Below are 20,137 nucleotides of genomic sequence, written 5' to 3'. Positions count from 1 at the left end.
GCTCCGATGAGGTGGACAGTTTGCAGCGGAACAACTGGTCACAATAAAGCGGAACGGGTGGTCACTTTCCTCCGGAATGACTGGTCAGTTTGAGCGGAATACGCACCATGGAAACTGACTTTTGTGTTGAGGCGTTAGAAGAGGCGATCCGCCGCTACGGGACCCCGGAAATTTTCAACACCGACCAGGGCTCCCAGTTTACCAGTGAGGATTTTACCGGCGTACTCAAGGAGCATGGCATTGCCATCAGTATGGACGGCAGAGGTCGTGCCCAGGACAACATCTTCATCGAAAGACTATGGTGGACGCTGAAGTACAACTATATCTACCTCCGCTCTTTTAACAACGGTGCCGATCTTCGGAAGGGGCTGCGCGGCTGGTTCTCTTTTTACAACCGGGAGCGATTCCACCAGACACTTGACAACCTAACCCCGGATGAGGTTTATTATGGTCTACCTTATCCATTCGCGGAGGCGGCCTGATGCCTCCCTTAACGAATCGGCTCAGAGCTTATCCAATACGTCAGGTTGTCCAACCTTTAGGGTCCATCGCCGAGGTTATCTGTTGAGCCATTCGCATGAACTTTTTCCCAATGTTACGGGATGTTCGACGGTTAAACCTAAACACATATTCGTCCAAATAACTCTGAAGATGTTCGGGTCCGAACCGGCCCTGGAAAGTACCAAGGATTAATCGTTTTACTAAGGATGCCACCAAATGAACACCCGGCAAGACGCTGTCCTTGTCTGAGGTTCGGGATGCCACAATCGGATGGTGCGTGTAGCTGCTGTCATCAAGGAAGTTGTAGCCTTTCCAACCATCGGTGATCGTTGTGCTGCCAGGGTCAACGTTGGTGGATACGAATTGATCTAAAACATCGCCGGAGCAATCCGGCACCACTTGCAATCGGATACGGCCAAGTTTTTTGCCCTTTTTCTCAACCGCCGCAACCACGATGGTTTTGCCATCGGCACCGCGGCCACGTTTGCCGGGCTTTTGACCGCCGATAACGAATTCGTCAACTTCAACAGTGCCTGAAAGTCGTTCACGGCCCTGTCGTATCGTACAACGCCTGAGTTTGTGCAGCCAGGACCAAGCAGTCTGATAGCTTCCCAAACCCAGCAGGTCCTTTAGATTGATAGCGTTAACCCCGGATTTTCGGGTTGTAAACCACCACATAGCTTTGAACCAGTAGGTCAATGGTTTTTTGGTTCCATGCATCACGGTACCGGCTGTCAGCGAATGGGGCGATTCGCAGCGAGTGCATATGTATAAACCCTTTGCACTGATCCAGTATTCTTTATGCCCGCACTTTGGGCAGTTGAAACCATCTGGCCATTTCATATCGATCAGGTAGTCTCGGCAAGCTTGTTCGGTACTAAACCGTTTGTCAAATTCGACCTGGCTGCAGGGGAAGTCTTCGTCGATGAAAAAATCTGTCATAATTGGCCTCCTTTGGTTATGGATGAGGCCAGTATAACTTGAGCCTGTGACAGATGCGGTCACAGGTGGTCTAATAAAAGTAAAAATCATCACTTTAGTTTTATGGATAACCAGGTTAACTATTTAATCCTTTTAAGAGTGGTGGCACAATTTGTCACAGCCGATCCTCCGACATTTAAAACCACTCCGATTTCAGGAACTCCTTTTTGGGGGGACAGGCCGATGGGTTCACCGACAAGCTGTTTATAAACAAGGGCATGCATGGAAGCGCCGGTTGCACCCACTGGATGGCCTTTGGCTTTAAGCCCTCCTGAAAGGTTTACGGGGCATTCATCTTCTACGGTATATTTTCCTTCAATATAGTCCCATCCCCCTCTGCCGTCTTCCGAAAGGCCTAACGCTTCTGTGCACAGTATCTGGTTTATGGTAAAACAATCATGAACTTCCGCCAAATCGACATCTTGAATGGTTATTCCTGCTTCACTAAAAGAATCTTTAACCGCCTTTTTTGCAGCCATCAGTTCATGCATATTTGGCCTTACATTTTCGGCAAGCCTCTCGGTGGCCTGGCCCACGCCCGAAATTTCGACCACTCTGCTGCTCACCGATTTGGCTTCTTCTGTTGTGGTAAGCACAAGTGCAGCAGCTCCGTCCGTAACAAGAGAGCAGTCATGAAGTCTAAGTGGAGGCGCAATCATCGGGTTGCTTCCTTTCCCTTCATCGGGAAGAGTTAAAATAGCATCAGGGCTTGTCAGCCCGAGTTTGTCGGGCGGACTTCCCTTACCGAAGTGAGCAAGGGGATTCTTTAATGCGTTTTTGTAGCAAAGCGCTGAAATATATGCAAACATCCTCTGCATTTCTTCCTCGGTCAATCTATAATATTCACGATACCCTTTTGCATATTCTGCAAACAGTCCTGGAAATGTAACGCCAAGACTCCCCTCCGTCGGCCAGTGCGAAGAGCATGCGAGGGTGCGGGTCATCTCTTTTGTGCTTAAAAGATTCATCTTTTCAACACCGATGACAAGAACCTTATTGAATCTTCCTGACTCAATCCCGTAAATAGCATTGTACAATGCAATGGAAGAGGATGCGCACGCGCCTTCCGTCCTTGTTGTGGGTATCATTCTGAATTCATCGGGGGCAATTTCTATTCCAAGAGGTGCAACGTGCTCCTGATTTATAAACAGTGACGGTGAACAGGAGCCGATCCAAATTCCGTCTATATCTCTCGGCTCCAGGCCTGCATCCCTTAGGGCTCCCTCGCCCGACTCTATGATAAGTTCATAGTATGATTTGGTGTCTGTAATTTCACCAGTTTCTCTATCTTTTTTGACAAAAGCACCAAACTTCGTGTTATAAACACCGATTATACTTACCTTACTCATTACACCGCCTTTCCTTTAAAAAATTGAACCTGGTTATCCATAAAGCTAAAGTGACAAAGTTTTAATTGGCCAAGAGAAAATATTGAGTAGTACCGCCTCTGATTTGTTTGTAAGTTGATTTGGTCGAAGAGGTTATCTGTTGAGCCATTCGCATGAACTTTTTCCCAATGTTACGGGATGTTCGACGGTTAAACCTAAACACATATTCGTCCAAATAACTCTGAAGATGTTCGGGTCCGAACCGGCCCTGGAAAGTACCAAGGATTAATCGTTTTACTAAGGATGCCACCAAATGAACACCCGGCAAGACGCTGTCCTTGTCTGAGGTTCGGGATGCCACAATCGGATGGTGCGTGTAGCTGCTGTCATCAAGGAAGTTGTAGCCTTTCCAACCATCGGTGATCGTTGTGCTGCCAGGGTCAACGTTGGTGGATACGAATTGATCTAAAACATCGCCGGAGCAATCCGGCACCACTTGCAATCGGATACGGCCAAGTTTTTTGCCCTTTTTCTCAACCGCCGCAACCACGATGGTTTTGCCATCGGCACCGCGGCCACGTTTGCCGGGCTTTTGACCGCCGATAACGAATTCGTCAACTTCAACAGTGCCTGAAAGTCGTTCACGGCCCTGTCGTATCGTACAACGCCTGAGTTTGTGCAGCCAGGACCAAGCAGTCTGATAGCTTCCCAAACCCAGCAGGTCCTTTAGATTGATAGCGTTAACCCCGGATTTTCGGGTTGTAAACCACCACATAGCTTTGAACCAGTAGGTCAATGGTTTTTTGGTTCCATGCATCACGGTACCGGCTGTCAGCGAATGGGGCGATTCGCAGCGAGTGCATATGTATAAACCCTTTGCACTGATCCAGTATTCTTTATGCCCGCACTTTGGGCAGTTGAAACCATCTGGCCATTTCATATCGATCAGGTAGTCTCGGCAAGCTTGTTCGGTACTAAACCGTTTGTCAAATTCGACCTGGCTGCAGGGGAAGTCTTCGTCGATGAAAAAATCTGTCATAATTGGCCTCCTTTGGTTATGGATGAGGCCAGTATAACTTGAGCCTGTGACAGATGCGGTCACAGGTGGTCTAATAAAAGTAAAAATCATCACTTTAGTTTTATGGATAACCAGGTAATTGAATATGCAAAAACCAAGCCTTTTCGATTTCTTGACCATTCCGCTATGGTCTTTATAAGTTGATTCCTCATTCTCCCATAGCACTCCACACAATCACATTTGTTTTAACCGCTTTTTTATAATTTTCCCGGTTAGTGTTGTAGGAAGCGCGTCTATATGTTCAATATGCCTGGGTATTTTGTACTTGGCAACCTTCCCGGAAAGAAACTCGACAACTTCTTCCTTTGTAATGGTTTCACCTTTATTACACACAATGAACGCCTTTCCCGTCTCCCCCCATGTCTCATCCGCAACCCCGATAATCGCAACCTTTTCAATCTTTGGGTGATCGGATAAAACGCTTTCAACTTCCGCCGGGTAGACGTTTTCCGCACCACTCCGGTACATATCTTTTGCACGGTCGACAATGTAGATGAAACCCTCTTCATCCTTATATCCCAAATCGCCCGTGTAAAGCACCCCGTCAACAATCGCTTTCTCTGTCTCCTCGGGAGCATCCCAGTAGCCGCTCATCACATTCGGGCCTGTGGCCACTAATTCACCAACTTCCCCGGGGGGAAGTTCCTTCCCATTTCGGCCTTGTACCCATACTTCACTGAAAAAATTGGGGAGCCCGCATGAATCCGGCTTTCGGTTTAGCAACTCCCGTGGTCTTAATACCATGCCGGAATTTTCCGTCTGGCCATATCCACTCTGCAGGTAGAGTCCCTTTCGCTCGAATGCCTTCAGAATGTTCAGGGATGTTTTTTCACCCCCGCCGAACAGCATTCGGACACTGCTCACACCGACTTTATCAAGTATCTTCGCCTGAAGTATAAACCTGAACATCGTAGTAAATCCGAACACTATTGTCGCCCTGTATTTTTCAATATCCCGGCAAAAAATCACGGGATCAAATTTCATCCTCATTAGAAGAGTAGCACCCCGGCAAAAACAGGGCGTGGCTGCTGCGCAAAGGCCTGCTGAATGGCAAAGCGGAGACTGGAATAGAAACATATCATCCTGTCTCATATCCGTATAATTAATAATCTGAAAGTTTTTAAAATATGTTTGGCAATGAGATATTACCGCCCCTTTTGGATTACCGGTAACACCGGATGTATAAAGAATCAAAAGTGGGTCATCCAGATCTACAGGCTCTTCAAGTATTGGTTCGGCAACCGAACGGTTCTGTATGCAGTCGTGATAGTCATTGGCCCAGCCGGGACAATCAGAGCGCTCAATATTGTTGGTTTTCAGGAAAATAAATTTATCATCTTCCACACATACTGAAGAGCGGATCTTTTCAATGTGCTGCAAGACGTTATCATGAAATACAAGTAGACGCGTACCGCACCTATTTATCTGGTATTCCAGTTCGCGCGGCACAAGTCGATAATTCAGTGGAACAAATATTAGCCCAAGCTTTGCCGCAGCAAAATAACAGGCCAGAAATTCAGGGCAATTGAACAGATCAACCGCAACGCGATCCCCCTTTTTAAGACCTTTGTTCTTGAAAAAACGCGCAACCTTGTTTACGTCACGGTTCAAAGCACGGTAAGTTATGGGTGTGCCTTCATATATGAGGGCAATACGCTCAGGGGCCAGCATTGCCCACTTGCTAATAATCTTGCCGACGCTCCATTTCATTTTCGATCCTCATAACGAAATAGCGTATTGAAATCAATACACGGGATACACATGATTTTTCATTGTTTCTTTGAATACTCATAGACACCCTTCCCGCTCTTTCTGCCGAAACGGCCCGCCCTTACCAGTTTCTTAAGAAGAGGTGCCGGCCTGTATTTATCACCTATTTCTTTGTTGAGCCCTTCCATAATATGGAGTAACGTATCCAATCCGATAAGATCGGATAATCCCAACGGTCCGATTGGATGGTTGCAACCCAGACTCATACCCTTATCGATATCCTCAGCGGTGGCAACGCCCTCATCCAGTGCAAAAAACGCTTCATTCAGCATGACGCATAGCAGGCGGTTAACCGCAAAAGCGGGAGCCTCGTTTACAACTATCGCTTCCTTGCCGATCTTTTTGCCCCATTCCATGGCTATTTCTAGGGTTTCATCTGAAGTTTCGTAGCCTTTGATGATCTCTAAAAGCCGCATAACCGGAACAGGATTAAAGAAATGTGTACCGATAAAACGATCAGGCCTTTGGGTCATGGCAGCCAGTTCAGTGATACTTAAACCGGATGTATTGGTAAAAAAGAGGCAATGACCCGGAACAATGTTGTCGAGTTCGACAAACAGTTTTTTTTTAACATCCATAACTTCAATTACCACCTCAACGACGATATCCGCATTGCCGGCGGCAGCTTTTAATTCCAATGTCGGAGCAATCCGGCCCAAAATATCATCGACTTCACTTTGGGACAGCTTACCCTTTTCCACATTTCGGGTTAAGTTTTTATTGATAATTTTCAATCCATTATCAATAAATCGCTGTTCAATATCATATAAGGCAACGGAATAACCGGCCTGTGCGCAAACCTGCGCAATTCCGCTTCCCATCAGCCCGCTACCAAGTATACATACATTTTTGATCTCCATAACATCCGACTCCTTTCATAAGCTATGACCTTAAAAAATATCTTATCCCGTCAGGGACAAGGTTATCCATACTCAATCTCGCCTTTCCCGGTTAATTCCCGCATCAGTTCTTTGGATGCAGTTACTCTTAATAAAGGATATATCGGGTTTCTGCGATAGTTATCCAATGTTCGGCGATGAATTTTTTCCGATGAAGCGGCGGTGCAGTCTTCTACAAGAGCAGTTTTAAAATCATGGCAAACCGCGTCAAGAGCGGTCGTCAATATGCAAAAATTGGTTGCAATGCCGGTGACCGCACAGAGTGTCACCTCCCTATCACGAAGCCAATGTTCAAGCCCGGTTTTAAAAAAAGCGGAAAACCGCGGCTTTGGCAACCAAAGATCATCTTCCTTACGATCCAATTCATCAATCACTTCCGCCCCTTTTGTTCCTGCCAACGAATGGGGCTTCATTTTCGCCTTAAAAATAAAATCATCTTCATTGAATGCATCCGTGGAAAAAACAATGGGCCAGTTATTTACCCGGAAGCCACCGATAAGTCGGTTAATAGGATAGATGAGCCGTTCTGCCAACGGGGTTATGGGAAGCTTTCCAGCTTCCTTAAATGTATCTTTAACCATGTCGATAATTAAAAGCGCCGGTTTTTCATTTCCTGGATCATTCATACCCATTCCTTTTCACATATCACTATCCTGTTCATCAAATGACTTAATTGGACTTTTTCCCCTTTAATGGTGAGCGAGCCGCAACTGGATATGGTTCAGTGTTCTTTTTATGGTAATCCATATAATTTTCATAAAATATTTTTCCAGATATTCCCATGCCATTCAACCAGCCGATAACAAATCTTGATGTCTTTAGAATGATTTCAGGACGGCCGATTAAACCATCGCTGCCGTAGAGAATCCGCTCCCGGTAGTGTTTTACAAAATCCAGGTATGCCGATGGTTGTTTTTTGATATAAGGCACCAGCGAAGCCATATCGGTGTAGCAATTCGGATACCGATCCAGCAATGGAGCGATTTTCCTCCTGGAAAAACCAAAATGGGCGATATTAAAACTAGTTCGAGGATGGTTTTTCAGCAGGTTCTCAGTGAATTCAGCATACCGTCTTAAATCAACATGCATTAAAACCGGCATACCATAATAAGAGGCGCAATCGACAAGCATTGAGGTGACCTTTTCCGATTGGGCAAGGGATCTTCCGAAGGCATTTTCCATACCGCCGAATTTCGACACCTTGTCTTCTTCCGGGACATATAGCAACTTCAGCCCCCTGAAACCCTGTTCATGATACATCCTGAACTTTCTCTCAATATCCGTTTCAATATACCGGGCATCTAGAAATGGTACGATCGCAGTACCCTTTTCTTTTTTTAATATATGGATACTGTCCTTCTGTCTGTGAAGGATTTCCAGATCCACCTCCTTATGATAGATTTCAGGGACCATGTGACGAACGGTCTTTAGTACGGCAGGATATTCGGGAATGATCAAAGCATCAAAACCCCCGACACCTATTTCATTTAGGTATGCGAATTTACATTTCAGTTTAGAGGAAGCGCATTTAAAGAGAAAATGAATGTGAGCGTCATAAATCATCATTTTTTATTTGTCTTCCCACTTCGGCTTTCTTTTGTCGATGAAAGCCCGGAGGCCCTCATTTGCGTCGTGGGTTTTCATTAGTTTGTTGAAATATATATCTTCGATGGATACCAAATCTTTCCCTTGTTTTTCGATGGTTCTTTCCATAAGTGCTGAGCGGGTAAATTTGAGAACGATACCGCTGTTTTTCGCAAATTTCTTTATAAAGGCCGCAGCTTCAGCTTCCAGCTCTTTATGATCCACAACTTTGTTTATCAGCCCCAGTTCCATTGCCTCCCGCGCAGATATAATATCACCTGACAGCAACAACTCCATTGCCTTTTTCCTGCCCATGATATGCGGCATAACCAGAGCGGCAATAGGCGGAAAGACGCCGACTTGAATTTCGGGTTGACCAATCGTGGCCTTTTCAGAAGCAATGGCCATATCGCAATAAATCGCCAACTCGCACCCGCCACCCAAAGCCATACCGTTTATAACGGCAATAGATGGCACACTCAGCTTATCCATGAGCCGAAACATGCCATGGAAAACCTCAATCATCCTTTCAGCCTGCCCCCCCATATGCTCCGAGACTTCCACACCGGCGCTGAAGGCCTTTCCCTCCGCCCTGAAAACTAAGAGTTTGACCTTACTTTCCATGAACGCTTTCAAAGCCACATTTATCTCTTCCATCATGGCAATATTTAGGACATTTAGTGGTTTGCGGTGAAGTATGATTGTAGCGATTCCGTCATCCAGGCCTGCCCGTATATACTGATGATCCATATTTACTCTCCTTTGTCCAGCTTTTTATAATATGCCGATTATTCAAGCCAACATCTTTGCCTTTTTTGTTCAGATTGCATTATTCCTTGTCAAACGTTTTTTCCTTTGACAAGGTTTTCGGCCGTACTGCACAATATATCCTGTTTCACATTCTTGCTTAAACCGAATGCACATAGATCTCTGTAAATACCGTCAAGGGTGCTCATTCCTGCAGGATAATCAGTACCGAACACCATCCGTTGGCTCCATTTTTTCAAAGCTCCTGAAAGGAGTTCCCTTTCCTTATCCATCGTTAAACCTTTTTCTTCATCCTGGATAATTGCGGAAAATACATTGGTCGTATCCAAAATCACGTTATTAAAATTTTCCACCAAGTATACGGCTTCATCCAGTCTCGGGTAAAACATATGGGATAAAATGAAATCAAGTGAGGGAAATCTGCAGATCAGACCTTCGATCATGGAAAGGGTAATGGTTTTTTCCTTTTGGGGATAATACTCATCGAATCCGGTGTGAATATTCACCATCACACCGAGCTCCTCCATTCTTTCATACGCTGGAAATAACCTTTCATCATCAGGAGAAAATCCCTGAACGTATGGATGCAGTTTGAATCCCCTAAAGCCAAATGTTTTAATGCATAAATCAATGATCGCTTGTATATTCCTATTTTCAGCATGTATGCAACCAAAGGGAATAACGGAAGCAAACTTTTCGCTCAAATACTTATTGAAGAGATTTAACTCCTCTGTTTCGCTTTCTCTTAACGAAAAAACGTAATTAAATATGTAATCAGTACCTTTACGAGATAGATCCTCAACAATCGTATCCTCTGTAAAACACTGGCCGGCCATGGGGTGATCAGCAAATACCTTTCCAAGCCAATAAGATAGCCCATTAAGCCTGCGTTGGGGCATGATATGTGTGTGAGCGTCTATAATCATCATCCCCCCCTTATCACATCATACAGAATCCGCCGTTAACGCTGATAACTTGACCGGTCAGGTCGGAAGCACGATCCGAGCAGAGAAAAACCACCATGTTGGCAATGTCTTCGGCAACAGCCAGTTTTCGGGTGGGATAAGCTCCGGTCAGCTTTTTCTTTCCTTCTTCCGTTCCCCATCCATAATTTTTTACAAGAAGCTCCTCATCCTCCTCAGTCAGGGTAAGGGCCGGACTTACACAATTAACCATGATATTATGGGGTCCCGCAAATTGTGCAATCGATTTCATGAGTCCTACAACCCCAGCCTTGGAAGCGGCATATACCGGTTGATGGCTATCCCCGGTCCTTCCGACATCCGATCCAATGTAAATAATTCTGCCCCAAGATTGACTCATCATGAATGGTAGCACTGTACGCGTAGAGTGGATGGCCCCTTTCAATATTACATCAATGAACCTTTCTGAAATCTCAGGTTTTTGTTCAAGAATAGTATTAATTTGACCTCCTGTCCTGACATATGGAGCTGCGCTGTTAATCAAGATATCGATTTTTCCGAACTTTTCCAATATTGCATCGTTAACCGCGGCTTGCAAACTGCTTTCGTCAGATACGTCACACCCAATAAAAACAGCGTCAACACCCCGGTTTCTACATTCAGTTACTACTTTATCGCCCTTATGTTGATCATTGGCTATAATTGCGATGTGTACGCCCTCCGTTGCAAAGCTGAGGCTTATCTCTCTACCGATACCTGAAGAACCTCCCGTAATTACGGCGACCTTCCCTGCTAAATTTAATTCCATTCCCCATCTCTCTTTCAGTTGCTTTCCAGACTTTTCTTTCCTATTTCTTATCTTATTTTTTAACCAAGCAGGAAAGTTCAATGGCGCGCTTCATAATCATTCTCCCGGATTCCAGCCCGGCCGTATCATGCTCAACTCCCAGCCGTATTTTTTTATCGAACATTCCGGTTCCATCAGGACTCGAATAAGCAGAGGCTCCCATGGGGCTGATGCAGTTGTGCGCGCTGGCCGGTATCATTTCAAGGGTCAGAAATGCAAAATGATGCGACATGTGTGTTGTTTCAAATCCGCCGTTCCTCAACCAGGCAACCGCTGCGCTCACTCCTATTTTGTTTTTCAGCATTCCGCCCGTAATATTTCCGAAAATAAAGACCCTTAGCCTGTCAATAAAAGCGGCCATCCTGCCGCTGGTGCGCATGAAATAAACAGGACTTAACAATAAAATGATATCCGCATGTGCAACTTTTTCGTAAATTTCCTGCATCTCATCATTAATCGAACAGTATTTTCCCGGTATTTGCTTAGTAAGGCAGAAGTTGCAATGGATACAATCTTCAACTTCATACGTTGATAGATAAACAGCCTCCGTTCGCACATCGAACGGCACGTCATACTTTTCCGCAAAATCAAGGATATTGTTTAAAAATACCTCAGCATTTCCATCTGCTACCGGGCTGCCCGAGATTCCAAGTATTTTAATTTCCATATAGCACCTAATTCGAGATATAATTTTTATTCTGATTATATCGGATTTTGGGGAGGGCTCCGGTACCCACCCAAAGAAGCCGAAACGTACAAATTTTGCAGCCAGTTATCGTGATATCTGAATTGGTTTAACCGTTCAGCCGGGCTTTTCAATCCATTGAAGACATTTGCGGTTCGAGGATTGAACGGAGCAAAGTTGTTGATCAGAGTCCAACCTCGAATACTCAACTGGGCTGAATCCGCTGATCCATGAAAATATTGGGTACTATACAGGTGGCGATCCATCCGTTGCATTAACCGATCGACCATATTACTGGTTCGATGGGCTTTCGGATGGTCATGGGCCACCCGGTAGGAAGCAATGTTTTTCCGTAGTTTCGTTAAGGGGCCGATGATTACGGATGGTGCATCGTTGCTTTCGCACCATTCGATCAGTCTTCTTATTCTTTGACCAAACGATCCCTTGCTTTTGGCACGGTAACAATCCCATAGTTTGGAGGCGACGACATTCTCGTAGATATCCCGGTATTTCTTTTTGGCACGGTCACGAATTTTGATGAACACATGTAAAAAACAACAAATGATAACCACCGCTGGGAAAAGCGATTTCCAGGCCTTTCGGGTAGCTTTCCAGCCATCCATATTCACGGTCTCAGGTGAATGGCCGGATTTAAATTCCGGGCTTCATTCTTGTAGGTCTGATATGCATCCGTTAACGCTTGTTCATCAGCGTCTCTTGAAACATCGGCACCCAGAATACAGCCACCGCCAACCGTCGTGGCCACATATGTTTTTCTTTTCTCTTTTCTAATTTATGAACAGCATTCAGTATTAGATTAGTTCTCTCCTCTCTCTTCGGACGAATTTCACAGGCGATGGGTATAGTTCAATTTCACTCTTGTCCAAAATAAGTTCTAAGCGGAAGTAGTTCACTGAGCACTTGAAAAAAAGCCCCCTTGTGAGGCATGGTTTAATCGCGACAAAAAACCGTTAGCCAAAACAAGGAGGCAGACCGATGGTACGACAGGCAAGTCTGTTCAGTCAACTGGTGGCTTTGTTTCATCGCGGACAATTTTTCAACCTGGTTTATCGTCATCAAGCCGAGCGGTATGCCAAAGGCTTCAGCAGCTGGGATCATTTCGTAGCCATGCTTTTCTGCCAACTTGCCCAAGCTAAGAGTTTACGCGAAATCTGCGGCGGGCTGTCCTGCTGCCTGGGAAAACTCCGTCACTTGGGCGTCAAAAAGGCTCCCAACAAATCCACCTTATCCTATGCCAATGCCCATCGCCCCTGGCAGTTGTACCGCGACCTGTTTTACCAGACCCTTGACACCTGCAAGATGGCGGGGCCGGGCAAACATCGCTTCCGTTTCAAAAACAAGCTCCTGTCGCTGGACAGTTCCACCATCTCGCTGTGCCTGTCCTTGTTTCCGTGGGCCAAGTTTCGCCGTACCAAAGGTGCCGTGAAACTCCATCTGCTGTTGGATCATGATGGATATCTGCCCACATACGCGTACATTTCCAACGGTAAGAAGCACGATGTCACCATCGCCCGCCAGGTCCCGCTGTCCCCTTACTCCATCGTGGCCATGGACCGGGGGTACAATGACTACCAGCTGTTTGCCTACTGGACGGAAAACCAGATCTTTTTCGTTACCCGCTTAAAGGACAACGCCGATTACACCGTCGTCGAGACACGCAGTGTGCCCTACAACCGCAATATTCTTGCCGATGAACTGATCCGGTTCAACGGCTACTATGCCCAGAAAAGATGCCCGCACCTCCTGCGTAAGGTGGTGGTCTGGGACAAGGAGCAGAATCGGGAGATCATCCTTTTGACCAACCACATGGATTTGGGCGCCACAACCATATCGGCCATCTACAAAGACCGCTGGCAGATCGAACTGTTTTTCAAGGCCCTCAAGCAGAATCTGAAAGTGAAAACCTTTGTCGGGACCACTGAGAATGCGCTGTTCATCCAGATTTGGACAGCATTGATCGCCATGCTGCTGATCAAGTATCTCAGCTTCAAGGCCAAATTCGGCTGGTCGCTGTCGAACCTGGTGGCCTTTCTCCGCTGGAATCTGTTTACTTACCGGGATTTATGGGGCTGGATTGATCACCCCTTCGATGTTTTTCCGATAAGGCCCGAGTCTGTCCAAAATCTACTTCCCTTCAAAGGTCTTGGACAGCATCAACTGAGAATGGGAACCTGATTCTGAATTTGACGGTTTTCAAATACTAAACGGTTGAAATGTCAAAGAGCGATTCCGGATTTCCGGATTATTTTGGACAGCAGTGGTTCAATTTATCAAATTAATAGTCTCGTTTTGGGATATTAAATCCCTCGCCTTCAGGCGACAACTTTAGTAAGAAAGGGGTATGGAACACTACAGGCGCACCGCTCATACCCGATTCGACATCAAATATCATTTGGTCTGGATCACGAAGTACAGGAAGCAGTTGCTTCGGGGCGAGGTTGCCTTGCGGCTTCGGCAGATCGTGAGAGATATATGCGCCGAATTGGAAGTTGAGATAATAAGAGGGCACATAGGGAAAGAACATGTGCATCTGTTTGTTTCGTGTCCTGCGCATATATCCTCCAGTCAGATGATGCAGCGCATCAAAGGAAAGAGTTCGAGGAAATTGTTATAGGAATACAGCCATTTGAAGCGCCGGTGTTGGGGTCGGCATCTGTGGGCGCGTGGCTTTTTTGTAGCAAGTTCCGGTAATATTACCGATGAAATGATTATGGAGTACATAGAATCCCAAGATCTTGCAAAAGAAGATGAAGAATTCAAAGTTAAAGACCCCTAGTCGGGCTTTCAGCCGACTTTTGAACCTACCGGCTTCCAGCCGGTAGTTTTCAGTTTTTCACTGATCTCAAACCGATAAGCTTCGATAAGCACAGACCTCTGCGGATGCGGCAGGCGATCCTTCCGGTGCGGTTCGCTACCACCACCCCGGCTTACCTGTTCAGAGGAGCCTTGAATACGGCCTTGCGTTTCTCGAGGAAAGCCGTGGTGCCCTCTCCGGCGTCTTCACTGGCAAAGCAGAGCGAAAACGCATCGATCTCCAGGGCGCAACCATTGGCCAGGCTCACGTCAAGCCCCCTCCCGACTGCCATCTTGGCGGCCCTCAGGGCGACCTTGCCCATTGAAGCCATCTTCCGCGCCGTTTCCATAACCTCCCCCATCAATGCCTCGGGGGGGCATACGCGGTTCACCATGCCGATCGTCATGGCCTCCTCGGCGGTGATCATCCGGCCCGTAAATATAAGCTCCTTGGCCATGTTCCTGCCGATTAGTCTGGGCAGGCGCTGGGTCCCCCCGAAACCGGGAATGATACCCAGCGTGATTTCCGGCAGCCCCAGCGTGGCGGTTTCCGAGGCATAGATAAAATCACAGGCGAGGGCGATCTCGCTGCCGCCGCCCAGGGCAAAACCGTTGACGGCCGCGACCACGGGAATTGCCAGTTCCTGAAGCTTCCCGATAACACCGTGGCCGGTTCCCGAAAAATAGCGGGCGGAGAGTGCGTTGAAGGTCGCCAGGTCTGTGATGTCCGCACCGGCCACGAAGGCTTTCTCTCCGGCCCCGGTCAGAACCAGAACGCGAATCTCCTCATCCCGGGAAACGGCATCGAGTGCATCCGAAAACTCTTTCAGCAGCGCTTGGTTGAGGGCGTTCAACGCCTTGGGTCGATTGAATGTGATAGTACCGATGCCTTCGGATACGTCTAAAATAATGTTTTCATAACTCATAAGCTTCCTCTTTGATAGGATATACTCGCCAAACTTACCGAAGGCGGCGTCCACCTGATTGGCATCGTCCGCCCTCCGCCCCTGCGGGGCTGCCTTTCTCCCTCGGCGGTACAGATGGCGGTTAGGATCGCTCCCTCCGAAACATTCGGCATTGTCACCGACTTTTAGACCTTAAGCTCTAAATTAATCGTTCTCGAAGGAACAAACCCGCACTTTTCAAATAACATAAACATGCTCCAATCGTTCCATTCAATCATTCCATAAATTTTCTCTACCCCTGCTTTTCTTAATTTTTCAATGTACGTTTTTATCAGCTCTGAACCGATTCCCTTTTTCTGGTAATCAGGACTCACCCCTATCGTATCCAAGGAAGCCGTTTTCTCCGGTATGCCATACTCTCCCAAGTATAAATTACCCATGACAAAGCCAATGATTTGTCCTTCGTATTCTGCCACCAAAGATGTTACCAATTGGTCCGAACTGTCAGTCGCACCTTTACACTTTCTTTGATAAAATTCAGTCCGTTCCTGCCCTAGTACTTCTGCATCGATTTTAACGACGCTACCCACATCACCTTCTTTCAGCGACCGTATTTTAAGTTTTTTTAAATCTATAGTACCCATTCTGCAACCTCCCCATTTACGATCTACTTCAGTTTTTTGCCTTTTCTTTCATATTCCAATGCTTTTAGGGCTTTTCTTTTCAATTTGCCGTCAGGTGTTTGAGGTAGATCATCGACGAATTCTATCTCTTTTGGATATTCGTGGAAGCTTAATACGCTCTTTACGAACTCCTGTATGTCTTTTTTTAACTCTTCTGTTTTATCGACGTTAGGGACAGCTACGATGAATGCCTTGACTATCTCTCCGCGTTCTTTATCGGGGCTTCCTATTACGGCCGATCTTTCAACCGCCTTATGCTTTTCAAGTACGTTTTCAATCTCAAAAGGACCGATCCGATACCCTGACGACTTGATCACATCATCACTCCTTCCCTTTGGCCAGAAGTAGTCATCTTCATCGAGATATCCGTAATCACCGATTCCGTTCCATTCATTCTTTCTCCATACGGCCGCCTGACCGATTTTTCCCGCCGGCAAGAGGTTTCCATCTTCGTCGAGTATGCCGATCTTCACTCCCAAGATTGCTTTTCCAGCACTTCCCAATCTTGGTTTCCAGTCATCGAAAGCATAATCAAGAACTATAGGCCCAGATTCAGTATTTCCATATGTACTTCCAATATATAAACCCAATTTCTTCTGGAAATAGGTTACCACCTCTTTTTCTATTCCGTCTCCGGTATAAGTGAGCCTTCTGAGCTTCAAATCGTAATTGTCGATTTTATCGCACTCCATTATCATCTTATATACTCTGGGAATGTTTGAAGTCACCGTAACCTCAAACTGCTCAAAGGCCTCCAGCAGCATTTCAGGATTGAATTTTCCCGAAAAGGCCCCAATTCCATTTCCGTATATTAAAGGGCCTACCGTTCCATACCATATGCCATGGCCCCATGCCGGTGAAGAGGTGCAGATATAGCGGTCACCTTCTTTCAGCCCCAGCCAAAACCTCGTAAATACGGCTGCCACCGACATTGCAGAATGATTGTAAAGTACCTGCTTGGGTTGGCCGGTAGTACCGCTGGAAAACTGTATCAATGCCAGTGTATCGGCAGATGTCCTGGGTTCGTATACAGCTTTTTCTTTTTGAATCGTTTCTATCAATTCTTCGGAGTGAATCACTGTTGATACCAACCCTGATGGTATGACGCCTGCCCTGTCCCTGCTTATTATAGCGATTTTGGCATTCGAGTCTCCAAGCCTGTATCCCAGTCCTTCCGGACCGAGAAGAGAATAACATGGTACGGCCACTGCACCTCTCTTCAGGGTTCCAAAAAAGCTGACATAATACTCAATGGAAGGATTCAGAACAATACCAACCCTGTCCCCTGCATTTACACCTTGCCTTCCTAACATATTTGCAAACTTCGACGTCAAGTCTGAGAGCTCACTAAACGTATATGACTCTATCGAACCATCGCTATTCTTCAACCTTATTGCAGTTTTATCCTTGATATGCCGGTCCACGCATTCATAGGCTATATTTAAATTTGACCGATCCTTATCAAAAACCTCCCACCTTTCACTCCATTTGAATTTATTCTTTGCGTCTTCAAACGTTTTATATTCTAGCCGCATTTTAACAGTTTCCTTTGAATTTAATATAAATGAATACCACCAGTAAACTGGTGGTATCGTGAGACCCCCTGAAAGGGGGGTCTCATACCAACCACTCTTTCAGCTTAATTTAAAGTTCTGGTTCCTCGCCGAGTTTATCCATATGTTCTTGATTTCTGATATATTCCCGTATCTTTTCTTCATCAAGACCTACTGTGCTAAAACAGAAACCGCGTGCCCAAAATGTCCGGCCCCTTACCATTCGGCTGTTTTGCTCCCAAAACTCATCACTTCCGATGCACTCTTGCCTTTCAAAAGACCAATGGTGTGGGCCACTGAATATTTGGGTGGGATCGAAAGGCAAAGGTGAATATGATCCGGCATCGCTTGGCCTTCGATGATCTCTATCCCCTTGATTCGAGCCCATTGTTTGATTGTGTTGACCACTATCCGTCTCTTTTTTCCATATAGCTCTTTACGACGGTATTTCGGAATCCAAACGATATGATACTTAAAATCCCAAATTGAATGTGATAACCTATGGAAACGTTCCATCTTGAAATCTCCTTCACTGAGTAGTTGGCGCTCTCATTGTAGGAGATTTCTTTTTTCTCGTCACTAGAAGCCATTTCAAAACCTGTTTAACACAATCATAAGGCAGGCAAGGTGAAAGAAAGCTTGATACATCTTAATATGGCGCTCATATCTGACCACCAAGCGTCTAAAATTACCGAGCCATGCGAACGTGCGCTCCACTTTCCAACGTTTTCGGTATCTTCTCAGCTTTCTACCATCTTGCTTTTTGTTCTTCGTTCGATTGCGTCTATGTGGCACAATCATATCAATCTACAAGCGTTTAAGCCGTTTTCGAAGCGGATCACTGTCATACCCTTTATCGGCGATAAGCCTTTTGGGGCGCTTTTTCGGTCGGCCTCGACCAGCCCGAGGAACGTTGATTGTATCAAGGGTTTTTTCAGCCAACTTTACTTCCGCCGGGGATGCCGAGGCAAGGATGCTTCCCAGAAGAATACCTTGGCCGTCGACCACCACCATCCACTTCGTTCCTTTTCCTTTTTTGGTTTTTCCGACACAAGCGCCCCCTTTTTTGCTGGTGCGAAGCTGCCGTCGATAAAGGCTTCTTCCCAGTCCAGCAACCCATCTGAATCCAGCATGGACAAGAATTTACGCCATACGTCCAGCCACACGCCCTGGTCTTCCCATAGACGCAGTCGCCTCCAACATGTGGTCGGGCTTGGATATCGATCCGGTAGATCTTGCCATCTGGCCCCGGTACGCAGAACCCATAATATGCCTTCCAGGACTTGCCGGTTGTCTATTGCGGGCTGTCCTCCTTTTGGATTAGTTTTGGGCTTTGGGAGCAGTGGTTTCAACAGTTTCCATTGCTCATCATTTATGAATCGAGTGTATTCGGCCATTGTATCACCTCCAATAGCTTAATACACAAAAACACTATGAAAGTCTAGATTGTTAACATACTGTATATTGTTGCTGGTATTAAATCGACCACAATTGATTAGGTTTTGAAATGGCTTCTAATCAATGGCATAGCCATTGTTCATACCACTGGCATGCCAGTGGTTTATTCCTTCGAATTAGAAAAACACTCCTTTTCCGGTTCCCCGGTATTCTTTATCGGGCAGTCTTTTTTCAACGGGGGATGTTCCATGCTCTTTCGATGGAAGAATAACGGTTGCAGTTGTAGGAATCGTGTCATCACCCCTCTGATTGACTCCGTGAGCTTCGATATCGACACAGTACTCACCGCTTTCATCTTCGTACTTTTTGGTTACCTTTCCCTTAAACCATACTGAATCGGAAAGATAAACAAACTGACGGTACTGGGAAGAACAGGACTTCAACCAGCCCTCATCCCCCATCCAGTTGGTAAATAAATTCACCATCCAGCAGTTCCTCTGAACACCGACGTCATAGGCATAGGCTGCACCCACGCCCTTTGCCGCCGACACCAGATAATGTACCCCATAAACCGGTTCCCATGAGCCAAGGAGCGGGTCACGAAAAGCCCATGCAGGATGGCTTTTGTAGGTTCGCAACTGAGTGCCGTGCGCGGCTAGCTGGACAGGGGCCGCGCCCACACAATAAGCGATCATATCGGTTAGCCCGAATACCCCTTTTACGACCGGTTTGAGTTGGTCACCGACGTTCACATCTTCCCAGTAACGTGTCTTTGAACCTCGTATTTCCTCCGCCAGGCAGTCCTGATCTACTTTTTCTTGTTCCTCCGGCGTCCAGGGGTGCGGCAACTGAATATGATCATATTTTCCCTTTCCCTCGGATGTCTGTTTTTTTGCTGTCTGCCGCTCATACCTTACAAGCAGGTTATATCCTTGAGAAACAAGTTCATCTCTCTGATTCCAGTACTCAAATTTTTGATATTCAAACACGGTTTTTCCGGCAAATTTGCTGGTTTTTGTGTCGAATCCCACGAATTTACACTTTGGGGTGATCCGGTCATTGATGTATACCGGCCTCAAAAACTCCCAATCCGATGCTGAATGATCGGCATGAACGCCTGGGAGGCCTTGCAAGACCCAGTGCGGAAATACGCTGGCGACCCAACTGGGAGACGCCGTCAAGGCTCCGTATTTTGTATTCCCGGCATATTGCTCATTTCTATAAAGTGGGTTTGAATCCCCAATACCGTTTGCAAAATTTCTGATGGCCTCGTATGAGGCATTGCTATTAAACGTATTTCCAACCCGAAGATCCAGCCCAATTCGATCTTCCCACTCCGTGACCCATTCATCGGTCAATGTCGCCTCTGCCAACTGCGCTATCTGCTCTTCCTGCTTGATTTGTTCCGCCATATGCCCCT

General features: G+C 46.3%; 17 protein-coding genes and 4 pseudogenes. 3 read left to right on the top strand and 18 right to left on the bottom strand.

Translation table 11 applies throughout. The annotated features are described in order from the left end of the window. Positions 1-104 precede the first annotated feature (104 nt). Positions 105-482, top strand: a pseudogene (locus GN111_RS26005) (transposase); the annotation flags it as partial. Between the two features lie 40 nt (positions 483-522). Here GN111_RS26005 and GN111_RS26000 read toward each other — a convergent pair. The 12 genes from GN111_RS26000 to GN111_RS34010 form a co-directional block, all read right to left on the bottom strand. After that, complete coding sequence (locus GN111_RS26000; RefSeq protein ID WP_155306514.1) at positions 523-1,443, bottom strand: IS1595 family transposase; 921 nt, start codon at positions 1,441-1,443, stop codon at positions 523-525. Positions 1,444-1,562: 119 nt separating this feature from the next. Continuing rightward, on the bottom strand, positions 1,563-2,831 hold the full coding sequence (locus GN111_RS25995; RefSeq protein WP_155306549.1) for a thiolase C-terminal domain-containing protein: 1,269 nt from the start codon (positions 2,829-2,831) through the stop codon (positions 1,563-1,565). A gap of 61 nt (positions 2,832-2,892) precedes the next feature. Then, positions 2,893-3,849: an IS1595 family transposase gene (locus tag GN111_RS25990; RefSeq protein WP_170302469.1), complete on the bottom strand. Its 957-nt coding sequence runs from the start codon at positions 3,847-3,849 to the stop codon at positions 2,893-2,895. A 213-nt stretch (positions 3,850-4,062) separates the two neighbouring features. Next, positions 4,063-5,598 (bottom strand): class I adenylate-forming enzyme family protein, encoded by a 1,536-nt coding sequence (locus GN111_RS25985; RefSeq protein WP_155306547.1) that lies wholly within the window; start codon positions 5,596-5,598, stop codon positions 4,063-4,065. Positions 5,599-5,657: 59 nt separating this feature from the next. Then, positions 5,658-6,518, bottom strand: a complete 861-nt coding sequence (locus tag GN111_RS25980) for a 3-hydroxyacyl-CoA dehydrogenase NAD-binding domain-containing protein (protein ID WP_155306546.1) — start codon at positions 6,516-6,518, stop codon at positions 5,658-5,660. A 62-nt stretch (positions 6,519-6,580) separates the two neighbouring features. Continuing rightward, a complete protein-coding gene (locus GN111_RS25975; RefSeq protein WP_155306545.1) occupies positions 6,581-7,183 on the bottom strand; it encodes a cysteine hydrolase family protein in 603 nt (200 codons plus the stop codon). A 43-nt stretch (positions 7,184-7,226) separates the two neighbouring features. Further along, complete coding sequence (locus tag GN111_RS25970; protein WP_155306544.1) at positions 7,227-8,123, bottom strand: amidohydrolase family protein; 897 nt, start codon at positions 8,121-8,123, stop codon at positions 7,227-7,229. A gap of 3 nt (positions 8,124-8,126) precedes the next feature. Continuing rightward, a complete protein-coding gene (locus GN111_RS25965; RefSeq protein ID WP_155306543.1) occupies positions 8,127-8,891 on the bottom strand; it encodes an enoyl-CoA hydratase/isomerase family protein in 765 nt (254 codons plus the stop codon). Positions 8,892-8,980: 89 nt separating this feature from the next. Further along, the gene (locus tag GN111_RS25960; protein ID WP_155306542.1) at positions 8,981-9,838 is read right to left on the bottom strand and encodes an amidohydrolase family protein; all 858 of its coding nucleotides are present in this window, start codon (positions 9,836-9,838) and stop codon (positions 8,981-8,983) included. A 10-nt stretch (positions 9,839-9,848) separates the two neighbouring features. Next, positions 9,849-10,721 (bottom strand): SDR family NAD(P)-dependent oxidoreductase, encoded by an 873-nt coding sequence (locus GN111_RS25955; protein ID WP_155306541.1) that lies wholly within the window; start codon positions 10,719-10,721, stop codon positions 9,849-9,851. Then, entirely contained in the window at positions 10,693-11,346 is a 654-nt protein-coding gene (locus GN111_RS25950; RefSeq protein WP_155306540.1) for a flavodoxin family protein, read from the bottom strand. Before GN111_RS25950 ends, GN111_RS25955 begins: the two co-directional genes overlap by 29 nt. Before the next feature lie 35 nt (positions 11,347-11,381). Continuing rightward, a complete protein-coding gene (locus tag GN111_RS34010) occupies positions 11,382-11,987 on the bottom strand; it encodes a hypothetical protein (protein WP_231715561.1) in 606 nt (201 codons plus the stop codon). Positions 11,988-12,360: 373 nt separating this feature from the next. Between GN111_RS34010 and GN111_RS25940 the strand changes: the two genes are divergently transcribed. Continuing rightward, positions 12,361-13,560 carry an IS4 family transposase gene (locus tag GN111_RS25940; protein ID WP_155306539.1) on the top strand — a complete coding sequence of 400 codons (1,200 nt, stop codon included), beginning with the start codon at positions 12,361-12,363 and terminating at the stop codon, positions 13,558-13,560. Between the two features lie 166 nt (positions 13,561-13,726). After that, positions 13,727-14,161: pseudogene (tnpA, locus tag GN111_RS34510) on the top strand (IS200/IS605 family transposase). A 151-nt stretch (positions 14,162-14,312) separates the two neighbouring features. On the opposite strand, the gene GN111_RS25930 reads toward tnpA (GN111_RS34510), so the two are convergent. The 6 genes and pseudogenes from GN111_RS25930 to GN111_RS25905 form a co-directional block, all read right to left on the bottom strand. Further along, positions 14,313-15,104, bottom strand: a complete 792-nt coding sequence (locus GN111_RS25930) for an enoyl-CoA hydratase/isomerase family protein (RefSeq protein ID WP_155306538.1) — start codon at positions 15,102-15,104, stop codon at positions 14,313-14,315. A 164-nt stretch (positions 15,105-15,268) separates the two neighbouring features. Then, positions 15,269-15,727, bottom strand: a complete 459-nt coding sequence (locus tag GN111_RS25925) for a GNAT family N-acetyltransferase (RefSeq protein ID WP_155306537.1) — start codon at positions 15,725-15,727, stop codon at positions 15,269-15,271. A gap of 23 nt (positions 15,728-15,750) precedes the next feature. Further along, entirely contained in the window at positions 15,751-17,301 is a 1,551-nt protein-coding gene (locus GN111_RS25920) for an acetate--CoA ligase (protein WP_155306536.1), read from the bottom strand. Between the two features lie 109 nt (positions 17,302-17,410). Then, a pseudogene (gene tnpA / locus GN111_RS25915) lies at positions 17,411-17,835 on the bottom strand (IS200/IS605 family transposase). Between the two features lie 75 nt (positions 17,836-17,910). After that, a pseudogene (locus GN111_RS25910) lies at positions 17,911-18,716 on the bottom strand (IS5 family transposase). A 177-nt stretch (positions 18,717-18,893) separates the two neighbouring features. Then, complete coding sequence (locus tag GN111_RS25905; RefSeq protein ID WP_155306535.1) at positions 18,894-20,129, bottom strand: FAS1-like dehydratase domain-containing protein; 1,236 nt, start codon at positions 20,127-20,129, stop codon at positions 18,894-18,896. Positions 20,130-20,137: the final 8 nt, after the last annotated feature.

Source organism: Desulfosarcina widdelii, assembly GCF_009688965.1.
Classification (GTDB): domain Bacteria; phylum Desulfobacterota; class Desulfobacteria; order Desulfobacterales; family Desulfosarcinaceae; genus Desulfosarcina; species Desulfosarcina widdelii.
Note: the sequence above shows the minus strand (reverse complement) of the source record. Positions and strands in the feature narration are given on the sequence as shown.

What these genes read in the sequence shown, in the direction of transcription:
- GN111_RS25995 (WP_155306549.1), bottom strand. Translation starts at nt 2,831, where the DNA reads ATGAGTAAGGTAAGTATAATCGGTGTTTATAACACGAAGTTTGGTGCT.
- GN111_RS25925 (WP_155306537.1), bottom strand. Translation starts at nt 15,727, where the DNA reads ATGGGTACTATAGATTTAAAAAAACTTAAAATACGGTCGCTGAAAGAA.
- GN111_RS34010 (WP_231715561.1), bottom strand. Translation starts at nt 11,987, where the DNA reads ATGGATGGCTGGAAAGCTACCCGAAAGGCCTGGAAATCGCTTTTCCCA.
- GN111_RS25960 (WP_155306542.1), bottom strand. Translation starts at nt 9,838, where the DNA reads ATGATGATTATAGACGCTCACACACATATCATGCCCCAACGCAGGCTT.
- GN111_RS25990 (WP_170302469.1), bottom strand. Translation starts at nt 3,849, where the DNA reads ATGACAGATTTTTTCATCGACGAAGACTTCCCCTGCAGCCAGGTCGAA.
- GN111_RS25920 (WP_155306536.1), bottom strand. Translation starts at nt 17,301, where the DNA reads ATGCGGCTAGAATATAAAACGTTTGAAGACGCAAAGAATAAATTCAAA.
- GN111_RS25965 (WP_155306543.1), bottom strand. Translation starts at nt 8,891, where the DNA reads ATGGATCATCAGTATATACGGGCAGGCCTGGATGACGGAATCGCTACA.
- GN111_RS25970 (WP_155306544.1), bottom strand. Translation starts at nt 8,123, where the DNA reads ATGATGATTTATGACGCTCACATTCATTTTCTCTTTAAATGCGCTTCC.
- GN111_RS25905 (WP_155306535.1), bottom strand. Translation starts at nt 20,129, where the DNA reads ATGGCGGAACAAATCAAGCAGGAAGAGCAGATAGCGCAGTTGGCAGAG.
- GN111_RS25940 (WP_155306539.1), top strand. Translation starts at nt 12,361, where the DNA reads ATGGTACGACAGGCAAGTCTGTTCAGTCAACTGGTGGCTTTGTTTCAT.
- GN111_RS25980 (WP_155306546.1), bottom strand. Translation starts at nt 6,518, where the DNA reads ATGGAGATCAAAAATGTATGTATACTTGGTAGCGGGCTGATGGGAAGC.
- GN111_RS25985 (WP_155306547.1), bottom strand. Translation starts at nt 5,598, where the DNA reads ATGAAATGGAGCGTCGGCAAGATTATTAGCAAGTGGGCAATGCTGGCC.
- GN111_RS25950 (WP_155306540.1), bottom strand. Translation starts at nt 11,346, where the DNA reads ATGGAAATTAAAATACTTGGAATCTCGGGCAGCCCGGTAGCAGATGGA.
- GN111_RS26000 (WP_155306514.1), bottom strand. Translation starts at nt 1,443, where the DNA reads ATGACAGATTTTTTCATCGACGAAGACTTCCCCTGCAGCCAGGTCGAA.
- GN111_RS25930 (WP_155306538.1), bottom strand. Translation starts at nt 15,104, where the DNA reads ATGAGTTATGAAAACATTATTTTAGACGTATCCGAAGGCATCGGTACT.
- GN111_RS25975 (WP_155306545.1), bottom strand. Translation starts at nt 7,183, where the DNA reads ATGAATGATCCAGGAAATGAAAAACCGGCGCTTTTAATTATCGACATG.